The sequence below is a fragment of the Frateuria sp. YIM B11624 genome (assembly GCF_049727805.1).
Lineage (GTDB): Bacteria > Pseudomonadota > Gammaproteobacteria > Xanthomonadales > Rhodanobacteraceae > Frateuria_A.
In genome coordinates, this window is sequence record NZ_JBCNYA010000004.1 from 42,884 (window position 1) to 59,477 (window position 16,594).

At 68.9% G+C, this 16,594-nt stretch carries 14 protein-coding genes; all 14 read right to left on the reverse strand.

Annotation, left to right across the window (positions count from 1 at the left end; all coding sequences use genetic code 11):
- Positions 1-135 precede the first annotated feature (135 nt).
- The gene (locus AAIL17_RS02975) at positions 136-1,368 is read right to left on the reverse strand and encodes an ABC transporter permease (protein ID WP_424681418.1); all 1,233 of its coding nucleotides are present in this window, start codon (positions 1,366-1,368) and stop codon (positions 136-138) included.
- Between the two features lie 8 nt (positions 1,369-1,376).
- The gene (locus AAIL17_RS02980; RefSeq protein ID WP_424681327.1) at positions 1,377-2,684 is read right to left on the reverse strand and encodes an ABC transporter permease; all 1,308 of its coding nucleotides are present in this window, start codon (positions 2,682-2,684) and stop codon (positions 1,377-1,379) included.
- A 7-nt stretch (positions 2,685-2,691) separates the two neighbouring features.
- Positions 2,692-3,912 carry an ABC transporter permease gene (locus AAIL17_RS02985; protein WP_424681328.1) on the reverse strand — a complete coding sequence of 407 codons (1,221 nt, stop codon included), beginning with the start codon at positions 3,910-3,912 and terminating at the stop codon, positions 2,692-2,694.
- Between the two features lie 3 nt (positions 3,913-3,915).
- Positions 3,916-5,214, reverse strand: a complete 1,299-nt coding sequence (locus AAIL17_RS02990) for an ABC transporter permease (protein WP_424681329.1) — start codon at positions 5,212-5,214, stop codon at positions 3,916-3,918.
- Between the two features lie 58 nt (positions 5,215-5,272).
- Positions 5,273-6,523, reverse strand: a complete 1,251-nt coding sequence (locus AAIL17_RS02995; RefSeq protein WP_424681330.1) for an ABC transporter permease — start codon at positions 6,521-6,523, stop codon at positions 5,273-5,275.
- A gap of 10 nt (positions 6,524-6,533) precedes the next feature.
- Entirely contained in the window at positions 6,534-7,850 is a 1,317-nt protein-coding gene (locus AAIL17_RS03000) for an ABC transporter permease (protein ID WP_424681331.1), read from the reverse strand.
- Between the two features lie 53 nt (positions 7,851-7,903).
- On the reverse strand, positions 7,904-9,136 hold the full coding sequence (locus AAIL17_RS03005; protein WP_424681332.1) for an ABC transporter permease: 1,233 nt from the start codon (positions 9,134-9,136) through the stop codon (positions 7,904-7,906).
- A gap of 10 nt (positions 9,137-9,146) precedes the next feature.
- Positions 9,147-10,466: an ABC transporter permease gene (locus tag AAIL17_RS03010; RefSeq protein WP_424681333.1), complete on the reverse strand. Its 1,320-nt coding sequence runs from the start codon at positions 10,464-10,466 to the stop codon at positions 9,147-9,149.
- 176 nt (positions 10,467-10,642) lie between these two features.
- Positions 10,643-11,875 (reverse strand): ABC transporter permease, encoded by a 1,233-nt coding sequence (locus tag AAIL17_RS03015; protein WP_424681334.1) that lies wholly within the window; start codon positions 11,873-11,875, stop codon positions 10,643-10,645.
- A gap of 10 nt (positions 11,876-11,885) precedes the next feature.
- On the reverse strand, positions 11,886-13,193 hold the full coding sequence (locus tag AAIL17_RS03020; protein ID WP_424681335.1) for an ABC transporter permease: 1,308 nt from the start codon (positions 13,191-13,193) through the stop codon (positions 11,886-11,888).
- Between the two features lie 187 nt (positions 13,194-13,380).
- Positions 13,381-14,094: an ABC transporter ATP-binding protein gene (locus tag AAIL17_RS03025; protein WP_291194288.1), complete on the reverse strand. Its 714-nt coding sequence runs from the start codon at positions 14,092-14,094 to the stop codon at positions 13,381-13,383.
- A gap of 168 nt (positions 14,095-14,262) precedes the next feature.
- Positions 14,263-15,534: an efflux RND transporter periplasmic adaptor subunit gene (locus AAIL17_RS03030; RefSeq protein WP_424681336.1), complete on the reverse strand. Its 1,272-nt coding sequence runs from the start codon at positions 15,532-15,534 to the stop codon at positions 14,263-14,265.
- A gap of 174 nt (positions 15,535-15,708) precedes the next feature.
- Entirely contained in the window at positions 15,709-16,263 is a 555-nt protein-coding gene (locus AAIL17_RS03035; RefSeq protein WP_424681337.1) for a hypothetical protein, read from the reverse strand.
- A 149-nt stretch (positions 16,264-16,412) separates the two neighbouring features.
- Positions 16,413-16,535 (reverse strand): hemin uptake protein HemP, encoded by a 123-nt coding sequence (gene hemP / locus AAIL17_RS03040; RefSeq protein ID WP_424681338.1) that lies wholly within the window; start codon positions 16,533-16,535, stop codon positions 16,413-16,415.
- Between the last annotated feature and the right edge of the window lie 59 nt (positions 16,536-16,594).

Sequence of the window (16,594 nt, forward strand, 5' to 3'; positions counted from 1 at the left end):
AAAGGTTGCTTCCGTCGCTTTCATTGCCTTGCCTTCATCAAAAGCCAAGTTTCCCGCGAGCCCGACCCCTCACCCCAGCCCTCTCCCCCATTTTCAAGAGGGGATGGGGGAGAGGGAGCAGAAGCGCGAGCCGGCTCACGCACTTCGTGTCGCCACCACCGGCGGCACCTCGGCGGCGCGCAGCGCCGGACCGAGCACCGCCAGTTGTCCGAGCAGCCACAGCGCCAGCGCACCCGCCGGCAGGTAGCCGAACGGCAGGCGCGGCAGTTCGTAATGCATCATCAGGAACAGGTTGAGCCCGTACGCCAGCGCCATGCCCAGCACGATGCCGGCGGTGGCGAGCAGGAAGTTCTCGGTCTGGAAGTAGCGCAGGATGTCGCCGCGGGTGGCGCCCAGCGCACGCCGCACGCCGATCGTGCGGCGACGCTGCGAGACCCAGAAGCTGGCCAGCCCGACGATGCCCAGTGCAGTCACCGTGAGCAGCGCGATGCACACGCCCAGCAGCGTGCCGGCCATCTCGCGGTCGCTGCGGAAGAACTCCCGGCGGATCTCGTCGAAGGTGCGCGTGTGCGTCACCACGCGCTGCGGGTCGAACTTGCGCAACGCGGCCGCGGCCGCCGCCAGCACGCGCTGGCGGTCCTGCGGACGGGTGCGCAGCAGGTAGCTCTCGTCCTTGTCGGTGCCCATGATCAGCGGCACGATCATCGCGTACTGCGCGGTGGCGTCGCGGTAGGCGTTGGGCCGCACCAGCGTGTCGAGCACGCCGACCACGCGCAGGCCGACCGTGTCGGTCAGGTAGACGGTGCGGCCGAGCGGATCCTGGCCGGGCCACAGCCGCGCGCCAAGCTCGCGGGTGACCACCGTCACCGTCGGCAGGCCCTTGCTGCGGCCTTCGTTCAACGCCTCGACCGCCGCGTCCGCGTTGACGTAGTCCTCCGGCACGAGCTCGCGGCCGGCCACCAGGCGCGTGCCCAGCGTCTGCGGCAGGTTCTCGCCGAAGTAGGTCGACGCGACGACGATCGGTTGGCGCTGCGCCGGATCGGTGCGCAGGCCGCTGTTGGAGGAGGAACCGCCGAACGGCACCTGGTTGGTGATCGCCACCGACTCGACACCAGGCACCTGGTGCAGCAGGGCAACGTCCTCCTGCGCCCGCGCATAGCGGTCCTCGCCGGCGGCCAGGTCGCCGAGCTGGATCTGCACCAGTTCGTGCTCGGCCACGCCACTGGGCATGTTGACCCGCTCGAGCCGCTGGCCGATCAGGAACACCGCGTTGCAGACGATGGCGCAGGTCAGCGCGATCTCCAGCACCAGCAACCAGGCCGTGGTGCGGTGCCGGCGCAGGGTCGAGACGATGGGGCCGATGTCCATGCTCATCGTCAGTTGCTCTTCAATTGCAGCGCGGGCGCCACCTGGCAGGCGCGCCAGGCCGGCAGCAGCCCGGCCACCAGCGTCGCGCCGACGGCCAGCAGGAAGGTCGCCAGCAGCATCGACGGATCCAGTTGCGCCAGGCCGGCGTAGCTCTCCGCACGCTGGCGCACCACCCACAGCCCGAGCAGCGCCAGCAGCAGGCCGCCGACGCCGCCGACCAGGCCGATCACCCCGGACTCGATCAGCAACTGCTCGAATACCGCCCGCCGCGACGCGCCCAGCGCGCGGCGCACGCCCAGTTCGCCGGCGCGGCGCATGAACTTGGCCAGCATCAGGCCGACCGTGTTGACCAGGCACACCAGCAGGAAGCCGAACGCCAGTCCGGTCTGCAGGCGCACGTCGTCGGGCACCACCTGGTTGTAGTCCAGCCACTGCATGAGGCTCGGCAGGCGTACGTTCGGCGCGCGCGCGAAGCGTCCCAACGCGCGCTGCTCCTGCGAGTAGTGCACGAGGAAATCGCGGTAGGCGGCCACCTTCGCGCTGTCGTCCAGTTGCACCCAGAACTGCAGCCACACGCAACTGTCCGACGGCAGGGTCGAACCCACGCCGCCGTTGCCGTTGCCCCAGCAGTCGGTCGATCCGTTGTGGCTCAGGCGCAGCTCCAGCGCAGTCTCCAGCGGCAGGAACACCTCCTCGGCCGGCGCATAGGCGCCCACGTTGAGGTCGTAGAAGTGCGGCACCGGCCGCCAGTCCCGCAGCACGCCGACGATGCGGTAGCTGGTGCCCGCCAGGCGCAGTTCGCGGCCCACACTGTTCCCGCCGCCGAACAGGCGGTGGTTGAGCGCGGGCCCGATCACCACCTCGCGCGCCTTCGCCTCGTCGTCGGCGGCATTCCAGCCGTGGCCGTAGCGGAACGGCACTTCGAACATCGGGAAGAAATCCGCCGTGGTGTAGCGCGCTTCCACGTAGAACGGGTCGATCGCCGCCACGTCCGGCTGCACCGGCACCGAGCCCCCCAGCATCAGCGCCTGGCGTTGCGCACGCCGGGCCTGCAGCAGATTGCGGCCGTCGATGAGGGTTACCTGCTGCGGCGGGTCCTTGCCAGGCATCTGCCCGCCGCTGTCGCGCGGATCGACCTGCGGGTAGTAGAGCTGTGTGCTGCGGCCCGGCAGCGGGTCGCCGGAGAGCACGTGGAACACGGTCAGCGTGGTCATGCTCGCGCCGATGCCCAGCGCCACGGCCAGCACCATCAGCGCGGTGAGCGCCTTGTTGCGGCCGAGGCTGCGGAGGGCAAGCTGGACGTAGTAGGCGAGCATGGCTTCCTCAGGCCGAGCGCGTGGCTTCCACCGGCGGCACCGCGGCGGCGCGCCAGGCCGGCCCGAACACCGCCGCCTGCCCCAGCAGCCACAGCGCGATCGCGCCGCCTGGCAGGTAGTACCAGGGCATGCGCGCCACTTCGTAGTGCTGCATCAGGTAAAGGTTGATGCCGAAGGCGAGCACCATGCCCAGCGCCACGCCGGCGGCGCTGAGCAGGAAGTTCTCGGTGCGGAAGTAGCTGAGGATGTGCCCGCGGCGCGCGCCCACGGCGCGGCGGATGCCGATCTGCCGGCGCCGCTGCGCCACCCAGAAGCTGGTCAGGCCGACGATGCCGAAGGCGGTCACCGCCAGCATCACCACGCACACCAGCACCAGCATCCAGACCATGCTCGCCGCGCCGGAGAAGAAATCGCTGCGCATGTCGACGAAGACCTTGCCCTCGGCCACGGCGCCGGGATCGAGCCGGGCCAGCGTGTCCTCGGCCTGCCGCGCGACGCGCTCGCGGTCGGCCGGCGCGCTGCGCAGCACGTAGTAGCTGAGCGCGTCGGTCGGCTGCATCGGGAAGAACACCGTGTCGTAGATCCCGGGCAGGCCCGCGCCGGCCTTGGTCGGGCGAAGCACGTCCGCCACCACGCCCACCACCTGGTACCAGTACTGATCCACGTACATCCTGCGGCCGAGCGCCGATTCGCCGGGCCACAACCGGCTGGCCAGGCGCTCGCTGACGATCGCCACGTGCGTCTCCGGCGCGAAGGTCGCGCCCATCGTGGCGTTGGCGTAGTCATCGCTGCCGAACATGCGCCCCTGCTTCAGGCGCAGGCCCAGCGCGCGGTCGCCGCCCTCGCTCATCAGGTAGATGTTGGAGTTGATGCTGCCCTTGTCGGTCGGCTTCATGTCCGCCCGGGTGGTGAAGTTGACGTTCCAGCCGTTGCCCGACAGCGGCATGGTGTTGAGCACGGCCGCCGCCTGTACGCCCGGAATGCGGCGCAGCGCATCCAGGTTGCGGGGGATCTCGCTCGATGCGCGGTCCGGATCGGCGCCGGTGAGGATGACCACGCTCAGGCCCTGCTCGTCGATCGCGTCGGGCAGGCGGATTTCGCCGGCGCGCGCGCTGATCATGAACACGGCGTTGCACAACACGGCGCAGGCGAGCGCAATTTCCAGCACGATCAGCAGCGCCGGAATGCGGTGCTTGCGAAGGCTGGCGAGGATGGGTCCGATTTCCATGGCTCAGGCGCTCTTCAGTTGCGGCGCGGGCGCCACCACGCAGGCGCGCCATGCCGGCAGCAACCCGGCGACCAGCGCCGACGCCAGCGCGACGACGAACGTGAAAGCGAACATCGTCAGATCCAGCCGGGCCAGGCTGGCGTACTCGGCCGGCTGGTGGCGGATGCCCCACAGGCCGAACTCGGCGAACACCAGCCCGAGCAGGCCGCCGGCCAGGCCGACGATCGCCGCCTCCACCATGAACTGGCCGAAGATCGCCCCGCGCGTCGCGCCCAGGGCGCGCCGCACCCCGATCTCGCGCGAGCGGCGCAGGCACTTGGCCAGCAGCAGGCCGATCGTGTTGGTCACGCAGATCAGCAGGAAGCCGAAGGCGAGCCCCGCCTGCAGCCGCGCGTCGTCCGGCACCACCTGCTCGATGCGCAGCCATTGCATGAGGTCCGGCAGCGCCGTGTCGGTGCGATGGAAGCGGCCCTGCGCGATCTGCTCGCGCACGTAGCCGTCGAGGAAGCGCCGGTAGTCCGCCACCGCGGTGGCGTTGGGGAGCTCCACCCACAGCCCCAGCCACATGCAGGGCGACGTCTCCAGGTGTTCGATGTCGGCCGCTTCCCAGCAACTGATGTTGGTGGGCGCCATGTCGGTGGCGCGCGCGGTGCGCAGGGGCAGGAAGACCCCATCGCCCTCGCCGTAGCTGCGCCCCAGGTTGATCGCGTAGAAGCGCGGCTGCGGGGAGAAGTGGCCGAGCACGCCGACCACGCGGAAATCGTGGCCGTTGAGGCGCAGCGTGCGCCCCACGCTGTCGGCTCCGCCGAACAGCTTCTGGTTGAGGAAGTCGGCGATCACCACCACCCGCGCGCCAGCCGCGTCGTCATCGGCGCTCCAGGCGCTGCCGTAGCGGAACGGCGCGCCGACCATCGGCAGGAAGTCCGCGGTGGCCATGACCGCGTCGCCGAAGAACGGCCGTCCGCCCGCGTCGCGCGGCTGGATCTTCGCCGAACCCAGCGCGACCAGCGCCTGGCGCGGCGCGCGGTGGGCGTCGAACAGGTTGTTCGCGTCGACCCAGGTGAGGTTTTCCTGCGGCCTGCTCTGGCCGGGGACGTAGCCGTCCTTCGGGTAGGGATCGACCTGCGGGTAGTAAAGCTGCGCGCTGCGGCCCGGCAGCGGGTCGCCCGAGAGCAGCCGCAGCACGGTCAGCGTGGTGATGCACGCGCCGATGCCCAGCGCCAGCGCGAGCACCATCAGCGTGGTGAGCACGCGGTTGCGGCCGAGGCTTCGCCATGCCAGCTGGAGGTAGTACGCGAACATGCCGTCGGCAGCTCCCCAGGTTGCTCCTGTTTCCTCTCCCGGCGGGAGAGGGTCCCGATCAAACGCTCCGTGTCGCCACTACCGGCGGCACGTTCGACGCGCGCCGCGCCGGCGCGAACACCGCCGCCTGGCCCAGCATCAGCACGGCCGCCACGCCGGTGATGACATAGAGCACCGGCAGCCGGTCCATCTCGTAGTGGTGCATCAGCCACAGGTTCAGGCCGATCGCCAGCAGCACGCCGATCACCGCGCCGATGCCCGCGATCAGCAGGTTCTCGGCCTGGAAGTAGTGCAGGATGTCGGCCTTGCGCGCGCCCAGCGCGCGGCGCACGCCGATCTGGCGATGGCGCTGGCCGACCCAGAAGCTGGTCAGCCCGACGATGCCGGCGGCGGTCACGCCGATCAGGATCAGGCACACCACGCCCATCAGCACCGCCATGCCGACGTCGGCGCGGTAGGCCTCCGCGCGGATGTCGGCGAACGACTTGACGCTGTCGTCGTCGAGCACGCGCATCGGATTGACGCCGTACAGCACGGGCGTGACCGCCTTCATCACCGCCTGCAGCCGGCCGGGCTTGGTGCGGATCGCATAGCGTGAGAAATTCGCGTTCAGCCGGATCGGCTCCAGCGTTGCGTTCCAGACGAAGCTGTTGGTCCAGCTGCCGGTGCCGGGCACCTGCAGGCGCTCGACCACGCCGATGATGGTGGTCGGCGTGTTGGAGCCGTCCAGGTACATCACCTTGCCGACCGCGCCCTGCGGGAACAGCTTGTTGGCCAGCGCCTGGGTGACGATCGCGATGGGCGGCTCGCCCTGGTCGCGGAAGCCGCGGTGCTGCACGTCCGCGGCGGTGAACGCGCGGCCGGCCACCAGCTTCAGGCCGAGCGTCTTGAGCATGTGCTCGTCGCCGAAGTAATAGGTGGTGCGCGCGTTGCCCCCGCGCAGGTCGGTGCCCGGCTTGAGCGCGGCCGAGCCGTTCCACGACGAGTTGAGCAGCGGCAGCGAGTTGATCGGCACGACCGAGGCGACGTCGGGCATCGCGCGCAGCGCAGCCAGGTCGGCCTGCAGCAGGCTGTCCAGTTTGTCGGTGTCGCCGGGCTGGTCGCCGCTGGGTGCACCGACCCATTGCTGGGTGACCAGCATCAGGTTGCTCTCGTCCAGGCCGGTGGGGCGGTTCACCCGCTGCACGCGCTCGCCGATGATGAAGATGGCGTTGCAGACGATCGCCAGGGTCAGCGCGATCTGCAGCGAGATCAGCACCACGCCCGCCTTGTGCTTGCGCAATGCCGCGATCATGGGATGCAGGGTCATCGGCGTGTCCTCAATTGCTCTTCAGCTGCCAGGCGGGTTGCACCCGCGAGGCCCGGAACGTGGGATAGAGGCCGGCCAGCAGCGTCGCCACCGTCGCCACCAGCAGGGTCAGCGCGAGCAGCGGCACGTCCAGCCGGGCCAGCGCGGCGATGTCCTTGGGCAGCACCCAGCTCACGCTGGCCACGCCCACGCCGGTCAGCAGCAGCCCCAGCACGCCGCCGGCCAGGCCGATGATCCCGGCCTCGGTCAGGAACTGGGCGTAGATGGCCGCGCGCTGCGCACCCAGCGCGCGGCGCACGCCGATCTCGCTGCTGCGGCGCAGGAACTTGGCCAGCAGCAGGCCGGCGGTGTTGACCAGGCACACGATCAGCAAACCCAGCGCGACCAGCAGCGAGACCTTGGTGTCGCTGGGCACCACCTTTTCCGAATCCAGCCATTCGGGCAGGTTGCGCAGCCGGTTGTTCGGCGCCCAGCCGAAGCGCCCGGCCTGCTGCTGGTCGCGTGCATAGCCGTCCAGGTACTGCCGATAGGCGCTCACCGCGGCCGCGTCGTCCAGTTCGACCATGTAGGCGATCCACACGCAGCTGGAGCGTTGCAGGCCGACGAAGCCCGATTCGGCCGGTATCTCGCTGCAGTTGGTGTTGCCGTTGTTGGGCATGCCCACGTCGATGGCGCGTTCGAACGGCAGGAACACGTCCTCGTCGCTGCTGTTGAAGCCGCCGGTGTTGACCACGTCGTAGAAGCGCGGCTGCGGGTTCCAGTTGTCCAGCACGCCGACCACGCGGTAGTCCCTGCCCTCGATGCTGACCGACCGGCCGACGCTGTCGATGCCGCCGAACAGTTTCTCGTTGAGCTTGCTGCTGATCACCACCACCGCCGCGCGCTGGCGGTCGGCACCCGCATCCCAGGCGCCGCCGTAGCGGAACGGCGCATCGACCATCGGGAAGAACTCGCTGTAGACCGCGTGGCCGCTGACGTTGATCGGGTGCTTGCCGGCGCCGGTCGGCACCACCGACGGCGACACCTGGTACATGGCCGACTGCAGCTTGGCGCGGTGCGCACGCTGCAGGGCCATCGCGTCGGTGTAGTCCATCGCATCGGGCGGCTCGCCGTTGTCGCTGCGCCCCTTCGGGCCCCACATGTCGATCTGCGGCACGAACAGCTTGGAGGACTTCCACGGGATCGGATCGCCCGATACCGCGCGGAACACCGAGTAGGTGGTCATCGACGCGGCCACGCCGAAGCCGATCGCCAGCACCATCAGCACGGTCAGGCCCGGGCTTCGCCTGAGGCTGCGCAAGGCCAGTTGCAGGTAGTAGTTGAACATCCCGGGCTCCGTGATCCGCTCGCCTCTTCCCCGACGGAAGAGGGTCCAAAAATTCACACGCTGCGCGTGGCCTCCACCGGCGGCACGCGCGAGGCCTTCAACGCCGGCGCCAGCACCGCGCCCTGCCCCAGCAGCAGGAGCAGCAGCACGCCGGCCGCCAGGTACAGCGGCGACATCGGCTGCGAACCCAGTCGCAGCACCAACCACAGGTTCATCGACACCGCCAGCACCACGCCCAGCAGCACGCCGCCGAGGGTGATCAGCAGGTTCTCGGTGAGGAAGTAGGAAAGGATGTCGCGCTGGCGTGCGCCCAGCGCGCGGCGCACGCCGATCTGCTTGCGCCGCTGACCGACCCAGAAGCTGGTCAGGCCGACGATGCCCGCGGCGGTGATCACCAGCAGCACTGCGCTGATGATGCCCATCAGGATGGCCATGCCGTAGTCGCCGTCGTAGGCGCGCCGGCGCACCTGCGCGAAGGTCATGACGCCGTCGTCCGGCGGGATGATCCGCATCGGGCTCTGCGCGTACAGCGCCGCCTTGGCCTCGCGCATGGCGTCGGCGAGCTGGCCAGGCCGCGAGCGCACCAGGTAGAACGTGCTGTCCCCGGTCAGCCGCGCCGGCACCAGCACCGCGTTGTAGGCATACGCCTGCGCCCACAGGCCGGTCATGTGCGCCTGCAGGGTGTCGGTGATGCCGATCACGGTCGAGGGCCTGCCGTCGTTGGAGACGTAGATCGTCTTGCCCAGCGCCGAACCGCCCGGAAACAGGATCTGCGCCAGCCCCTTGCTGATGATGATCTGCCCCGCGTGCAGCGGATCGGTGCCACCCTGGCTGCCGATCTCCTCCGGACGGAAGTTCCGCCCGGCGATGAGCCGCGCGCCGAGCGTCGCCAGCGTGTGCCCGTCGGCGAAGAAGATCGCCGTGTCGGTGGTCATCTTGACCTGCTCGGGCGTCAACCGCACGAAGTTGTCCCAGCCCGAGCCGCGCAGCGGGAAGCTGTTCGACGCATAGGCGTCCTGCACGCCCGGAAGCTGGCGCAGCGCCTGCAGGTCGGCGCGCATGCGCGCGTCGGCGTCCTGCGGGGAGAGCTTCTCCGGCCAGTCGTTCTGGATCACGAACAGGTCCGACTCCTGCACGCCGCTGGGGCGGTCCACCCGCACCAGCCGCTGCTGGATGATGAACAGCGCGTTGCACACGATCGCCAAGGTCAGCGCGATCTGCAGTGCGATGAGGACGGTGCCGGCCTTGTGCCGGCGCAGCGCAACGAGGATGGGTCCGATGTGCATGGTGGCCCCGTCAGTTGGATTTCAGTTGCCAGGCCGGCTGCACCTTCGCGGCGCGCCAGGTGGGATAGAGCGCGGCGGCCACCGTGGCCAGGATCGCCAGCGCCAGGGTCAGCAGCATCAGCGACAGGTCCACGTGCGCGAGCTGGGCGATCTGCGGCGAGAACAGCAGTCCGACCCCGCCGACGCCGACCGCGGTGAGCAGCAGGCCGAGCACGCCGCCGGCGGCGCCGACGGTGCCTGCCTCGATCAGGAACTGGCGGTAGATCTCCCCGCGCGGCGCACCCAGCGCGCGGCGCACGCCGATCTCCGCACTGCGGCGCATGAACTTGGCCAGCAGCAGGCCGATGGTGTTGACCAGGCAGATCACGAAGAAACCGGCCGCCACGATCAGCGAGATACGGCTTTCCGGCGGCACCACGTCCTCGAAGTCCAGCCAGTCGGTGACGTCGCGCAGGCGCACGTTCGGCGCCCAGTTGAAACGGCCCGCACGCTGCTGCTCGGCGGCGTAGCCTTCCAGGTAACTGCGGTAGGCGGAGACCTGCGCCGGCGTGTCCAGTTGCACCCATACCGGGATCCACGAGCACTCGCCGCGCAGCCAGCCTTCGCGGCCTTCGCCCACGCCCGTGTTCGGCGCGCCGCCGCAGTTGTTGCGCCCGGCCGTGTCGATCTTCAGGTCGTCGGCGCGGTTGAACGGGATGTAGATCTGCGCCGGCTCGTCGAAGGCGGAGCCGTCGAACAGGTCGAAGTAGCGCGGTTTGGGATCCCAGTGCCGGGTGACGCCGACGACGCGGTAGGTATGTCCGCTGAGGTCGATGTCCCTGCCCACGCTGTCGGCGCCGCCGAACACCTGCTGGTTGAACTCGTGGCTGAGCACCACCACGCCGGCGCGCTGCGTGTCCTCCTGCGCCGACCAGGCCGAGCCGTACTGGAAGGGCACGTCGAACATGCCGAAGAAGTCGGCGTTGGTGGCGTAGCCGATCGCCTTCAGCGGCAGGCTGCGGTTGCCCTCGGGCAGCACCGCCAGCGACACCTGGTAGAACAGGGTCTGGCGCGGCGCCTTGTGCGCGCGGATCAGCGCGTTGGCATCGGTGTAGTTCAGCGCCTCCGGCGGCTCGCCCTTGTTGTTGTACTGCGGGCCGCGGTTGTCGATCAGCGCGGTGTACAGCTGCGAGGACTTTTCCGGAATGGGATTGCCCGAGACCACCCGGAACACCGACCAGGTGATCATCGAGGCGGCCACGCCGAAGCCGATCGCGACGACCATGAGCCCGGTGAGTACCGGGTTGCGGCGCAGGCTGCGCATGCCGAGTTGGAAGTAGTAACCGAACATCCAGGGTTCCCATGTCTGCTCCCTCTCCCCTTCGGGGAAAGGGCTGGGTGAGGGCCGGACGAAGCGCAAACATCCACGCCTGCCCAAAAATTCAATCCCGCCTTCGATGGAGTGCCGGGCGAGCCCCGCCCCTCACCCCAACCCTCTCCCCAAAAGGGGAGAGGGAGCTAAAAGTGCTAAACCGAGCGCGTCGCCTCCACCGGTGGCACGCGCGAGGCCTTCATCGCCGGCGCCAGCACGGCGCCCTGCCCCAGCGCCAGCAGCGCGATCACGCCGACCGCCACGTACAGCAGCGACAGCCGCTCCATCTCGAAATGGCTCACCAGCCAGAGGTTCATGCCGATCGCCAGTCCGGCGCCCACGACCACGCCGCCGGCGCCGATCAGCAGGTTCTCGGTGAGGAAGTAGGAAAGGATGTCGTGCTTGGTCGCGCCCAAAGCACGGCGCACGCCGATCTGCTTGCGCCGCTGGCCCACCCAGAAGCTGGTCAGGCCGACGATGCCCGCGGCGGTGATCGCCAACAGCACCGCGCAGACCACGCCCATCAGGATGGCCATGCCGCGATCGCTCTTGTAGGCCTCGTCGCGCACCTGGGCAAAGGTGCGCACGCCACGCTCCTCGGGGATCACGCGCATGCGATTGGTCTTGAACAGCAACGCCGGCACCGCCTTGGTCAGGCGCTCCAGTTGCCCAGGCTGCGTGCGCACCAGGTAGCTGCCGAAGTTGCCGGTCAGCAGGCGCGGAATGAGGATCGAATTTTCGGCGAAAGTACCCGCCCAGTTGCCGGTCCAGGGCACCTGCAGCCGTTCCACGATGCCGACGATCGTGCTCGGCTCGGTATGGCCGGAGTGGTAGATCGGCTTGCCCAGCGCATCGCCCTTGGGGAACAACTTGTCGGCCAGCGGCTTGCTGACGATCACCACCGGCGTGGTCTGGAATTCCTTGGCGTCGACCCAATCGATCTCGCTGGGCTGGAAGTTGCGCCCGGCCACGAGCTTGAGCCCCATCGTCCTGAGCGCGTGGTCGTCGGAGAAGTACAGCGTCGTATGCGCCATCTCCTTCTTCGCCTCGGGCGTGATGTTGACGCTGGTCGACCAGCCGCCGCCGCGCAGCGGATAGGAGTTGCTCATGGTGGCGTCGACCACGCCGGGCATGCGCCGCAGCGTTTCCAGGTCGGTCTTGCCCAGCGACGGCGTGGCCTTGTCGTCGGCGCCGACCCAGCGGTTGGCGACGGTGAGCAGGTTCGTCTCGGTCATGCCGGTGGGCCGCGAGAGGTGCTCGGTACGCTGGCGGATGATGAACAGCGCGTTGCACACGATCGCCAGGGTCAGCGCGATCTGCAGCGCGATCAGCACGGTGCCGGCCTTGTGCCGCTTGAGCGCGGCGAGAATGGGCTTGATCTGCAGCATCGTCGTCGCCTCAGTTGGACTTCAATTGCCAGGCCGGCTGGACCTGCGCGGCCCGCCAGGTGGGATAGAACGCAGCCAGCAGGGTCGCCGCCACCGCGGCGATGAGAGTCAGCACGATCAACGAGCCGTCGAGCGTGGCCAGCCGCGCGATCTGCTCGTCGAACACCCAGCCCACGCCGAGCACGCCCAGGCCGGTCAGCAGCAGGCCCAGCACGCCGCCGGTCAGGCCCACGGTGCCGGCCTCGATCAGGAACTGCGCATAGATTTCCCGGCGCGAGGCGCCCAGCGCGCGGCGCACGCCGATCTCCGGCGAGCGGCGCATGAACTTGGCGAGCAGCAGGCCGATGGTGTTGACCAGGCAGATCAGCAGGAAGCCCAGCGACACCAGCAGCGAGATCTTCGACTCCGGCGGCACCACCTTGTTGAAGTCCAGCCAGTCGGTCACGTTGCGCAGGCGCACGTTCGGCGCCCACTTGAAGCGGCCGGCGCGCTGCTGCTCGGCCGCATAGCCGGTCAGCCACTGCCTGTAGGCGGCGGCATCGGCGGTGGTGGGCAGCTCGGCCCAGTACTCGATCCAGATGCACTCGGAACGGATCCAGGCATCCCAGCCCGAGCCCGGGGTGTCGTTGCAGTTGTTGTTGCCCGCCGTACCCATCTTCAGGTCGACCGCGCGCGTGAACGGAATGAACAGCCCGATCGGATCGCCGAAACCGCCGGTGTTGACCGGATCGAAAAACAGCGGCTGCGGGTCCCACTCGTCGATCACGCCGGTGATGCGGTAGTCGTGCCCGTCGAGGTTGATCGTCTTGCCGACGCTGTCGGTGCCGTTGAACAGCTTGTCGTTGAGCTTCTTGCCGATCACTACCACCGCGGCGCGCGCGTCGTCCTGCGCCTGGGTCCAGGGGCCGCCGTAGAGGAACGGCACGTCGAACATGGCGAAGGCGTCGCCGTACCAGGCGTAGCTGTTTTCCTCGATCGGCAGGCGGCTGGCGTCGGCCGGGATCACCGAGGGCGCGATCGGGTACAGCGCGGTCTGCCGCTTCGCCTTGTGCGCCTGCATGAAGGCCATGGCATCGGTGTAGGTGATCGCCGAGGGCGGCTCGCCCTTGTCCAGGTCGTCCGCCTTCCAGTTGGCGATCTGCACCGCGTAGAGCTGGTCGGACTTCTGCGGAATCGGATTGTTGGCGGTGGCGCGGAACACCGAGTAGGTGATCATCGAGGCCGCCACGCCGAAACCGATCGCCATCACCATCAGCGCGGTGAGCAGCGGATTGCGGCGGAGACTGCGCAGGCCAAGCTGGAAGTAGTAGGCGAACATGTCGAAGTTCCGATGAGGTGGAATTGCCGCACCTGCTCCCGCCCCTGCGCGGAGGGCGCAGGAGTGGTCGTATCGCTGCCGTCGAATGGGGAGAGGGAAGGCCTTGGCCCGGCTTCCACGGCGAGGAGAAAACCTTCCCTCTCCCGGCCCTCGCCGGAATGCCGGCGAGGGGTTCCAAGCAAGAGCGTCAGGCGTCCGCGACGCGCGCGTTGTGCGCGTGGAAGCGCGGCTCCTCGGACAGGTCCACCACCTGGCCGTCGATGATGTGCACGTTGCGCTGGGCGCGCGCGGCCAGCTCCGGATCGTGGGTCACCATCACGATGGTCGCGCCTTCGCGGTGGATCTCCTCCAGCAGTTCCATCACGCCGCGGGCCATCTGCGTGTCCAGGTTGCCGGTCGGTTCGTCCGCCAGCAGCAGGCGCGGACTGCCGGCCAGTGCGCGGGCGATGGCGACGCGCTGCTGCTGGCCGCCGGAGAGCTCGGCCGGGTAGTGCTTGGCGCGCGAGGCCAGGCCCACGCGCTCGAGCGCGTCCATGATGCGCTGCTTGCGCTCGGCGGCCTTCATGCCGCGGTAGCGCAGCGGCACCTCGACGTTGTCGTAGACGTTGAGGTCGGGGATCAGGTTGAACGCCTGGAAGATGAAGCCGATCTTCTCGTTGCGGATCTTCGAGCGGGCGTTGTCGTTGAGCTGGCTCACCTCGATGCCGTCGAGGTGGTAGTGGCCACCCGTGAAGGTCTCCAGCAGGCCGGCGATGGTCAGGAAGGTGGTCTTGCCCGAGCCGGACGGACCGGTGACGGCGACGAACTCGCCCTCTTTGACGTCGATGTTGAAATCGCGCAGGGCGTAGGTCTCCACCACTTCGGTGCGGTAGACCTTGGACAGGTGGGTCATCTTGAGCATGGTTGCGTCCTTCGGTGGTGGTGGTAAGTCAGGCAGGGAACGGAGGATGGGGAACGGGAAGAGGCAGGTTGCGATGTCTGGGGGGCACCGCTGCGGAGGCTTCCACGGCAGCAGGGCCGCCTCCGCTCAGTTCGTTCCTGTTCCCCATGCTCCGTTCCCCGCTTCGGATCAATCGCTGATGGCGACCTTGGCCGCGTCCTTGAAGTTGTCGGTACCGGAAATCACGATCTTGTCGCCTTCCTTCAGGCCGTCGAGGATCTCGACCTTGTCGATGCTCGAGGCGCCGACGCGGATGGGCTTCTTCTCGGCGATGCCGTCGTGCACGACGTAGGCGTAGTTGCCGCCGGATTCGTCGACGAAGGAGCCGCGCTGCACGGTCAGCACGTTGTCGCGCTTGTCGAGCAGGATGCGTACGGACAGGCGCTGGTTCTGGCGCAACTGCTTGGGCGTGGAGCCTTCGAAGCGCAGCCGCGCGGCCACCTCGCCGTTGACCACTTCGGGCGAGATCGCGCTGACCAGGCCCTTCCAGGTGTGGCCGTTGCCGGTGATCTCGCCGGACATGCCGATGCCGAGGTCGCGCGCGAAGCTTTCCGGCACCTGCATCTCCACTTCCAGCGCGGACAGGTCGATTACGCTGACCAGCTTGGCGTCCTTGGCGACGGTGGCGCGCTCGGCGATGAACAGCTGGCCGACCTGGCCGTCGACCGGCGACTTCACGTTGAGGTCGTCGACCTGGCGCTGCAGGTCCTTGACCAGCAGCTCCTGGCGCTCGTGCGCGAGCTTCTTGGACTTGATGTCGAAGTTCAGGCTGTCGTTGTCCATCCCCAGGTCGCTCTTGGCGTGCAGGGTGGTCAGCTTGGCCTTCTGCAGGGTGTCCTTGGCGCGGTCCACGTCCATGCCGGAGACGGCGCCGAGCTTGAACGCCTTCTCGTTGCGGGCGAGGTCGCGCTCGGCCGCCTGCTGGTCGATCTGCGCGTTGTCGAACGCCTTCTGCAGGGCCGAACGCTGCTTGCGCGCATCGATCTGCGCGCGCTGGTATTCCACTTCCATCGCGTCGGCGTTGGATTCTTCCTGCAGCAGCTTGTTGGTGAGCTCGGGGCTGTCGATGACCGCCAGCACCTGGCCCTTCTTCACCGTGTCGCCCGCGTGCACCTTCAGCGTCACCGCGCCGCCGGAGGTGGCGTAGAGCGTGGGGCTGACCGCCGCCACTACCTTGCCCTCGGCCGCGATGTCGCGCACGAACAGGCCGCGTTCGACGGTGCCGAAGGAAAGCCGCGAGGCGCTTACCGAGGCGTCGGCGGAGAACAGCCGCATCGCCGTGGGCAGCGCCAGCGCCAGCGCGACCAGCACGGCCAGGCCGATGCCGCCGAACAGGATCTGGCGCTTGCGGTTGGGTTTGACCTCGACCATGCGGTCTTGAGCGGAGGTGTCGCGGATCATCGGGCGTTCCTGGCGGATGGCTACGGCGGATTGAGCAATCGCCGTGCCAGCCGCGTCCGGACGCCACAAACCCTTGTGCTGCCTTGCTTCGATGCCCCGCCCGATGGCCGTGTCCGCTGTCCGCGGACACCGGCACGGACAGGCGGACAAGCGGCGGACGCACCACCCCGGACGTCAGCCGGCCGGGAGCGCCACCGCTTCGTGGCGCACGATCTCGCCGGCCACGCGCCAGTCCAGCCGGCAGGACGCGCAGTCTTCCACGCCGAGCACGTCCAGGCCGGCGAGGCGCCGGTGGCGGAAGCGCCCCAGCCGCGCCGTCGCGGCCATGAAGACGGGCCTCGCCGCCGCTACGGCCACGCAGTCGGCAGCCGAGCAGAGCATGGCGTCCCAGGCGCAGTAGTCGGTGCCCGGCAGCAGGTAGATCCGGGCACAGGCGCGGCCGCGCGCGTCGAGCACGTCGGCCCATTCACGTGGGCCGTCCGGCGTCACCGCGCTCACCACGTGCAGGCGGCGGCTGCGCTGCAGCGGCGCGAGGTCCGCCTGTTCCAGCAGCAGGCCGGCCGCCTGCTGCCCTTCCGGTTTATCCCGCTGCCGTGGCGCGAGATAGAGCACGCCGCCCAGTTGCGGAAGCCAGCGGGCCAGCGCGCGCGGCGGCATCGCCAGCACGTATCCGTGCGCGGCCGGCGAACGACGCCCGCATCCACTCAGTAACGCGAAACGACCGAACACGAGGAACCTCCTGAGGAAGGCACCCGGCTGGCTGGCGGCTGGCTTGGGCGGGGAGAGACGGTGGAGTTGGCGGCACATGCGCGAAACGCCGCCAACCGCTTTCGCGGCGCATCCGGAGGGCGGATGGCGCCCTCGCAGGATGCCGCCTTTTACTTGGTGAGGATCAGCTTGTCGTTGCGGGTCAGGCGCAGGTGGTACTCGCCGCCCTGGTGCTGGATCACCAGCTCGCGCGCCCCGTCGGGCAGCAACTGGCCCGAGGAAACACGGCGCACCGCGGTTTCGGAACGCGCCCGGCGCGGTGCGCCAAGCGCAAGGGATGGCGGGGAAAGGC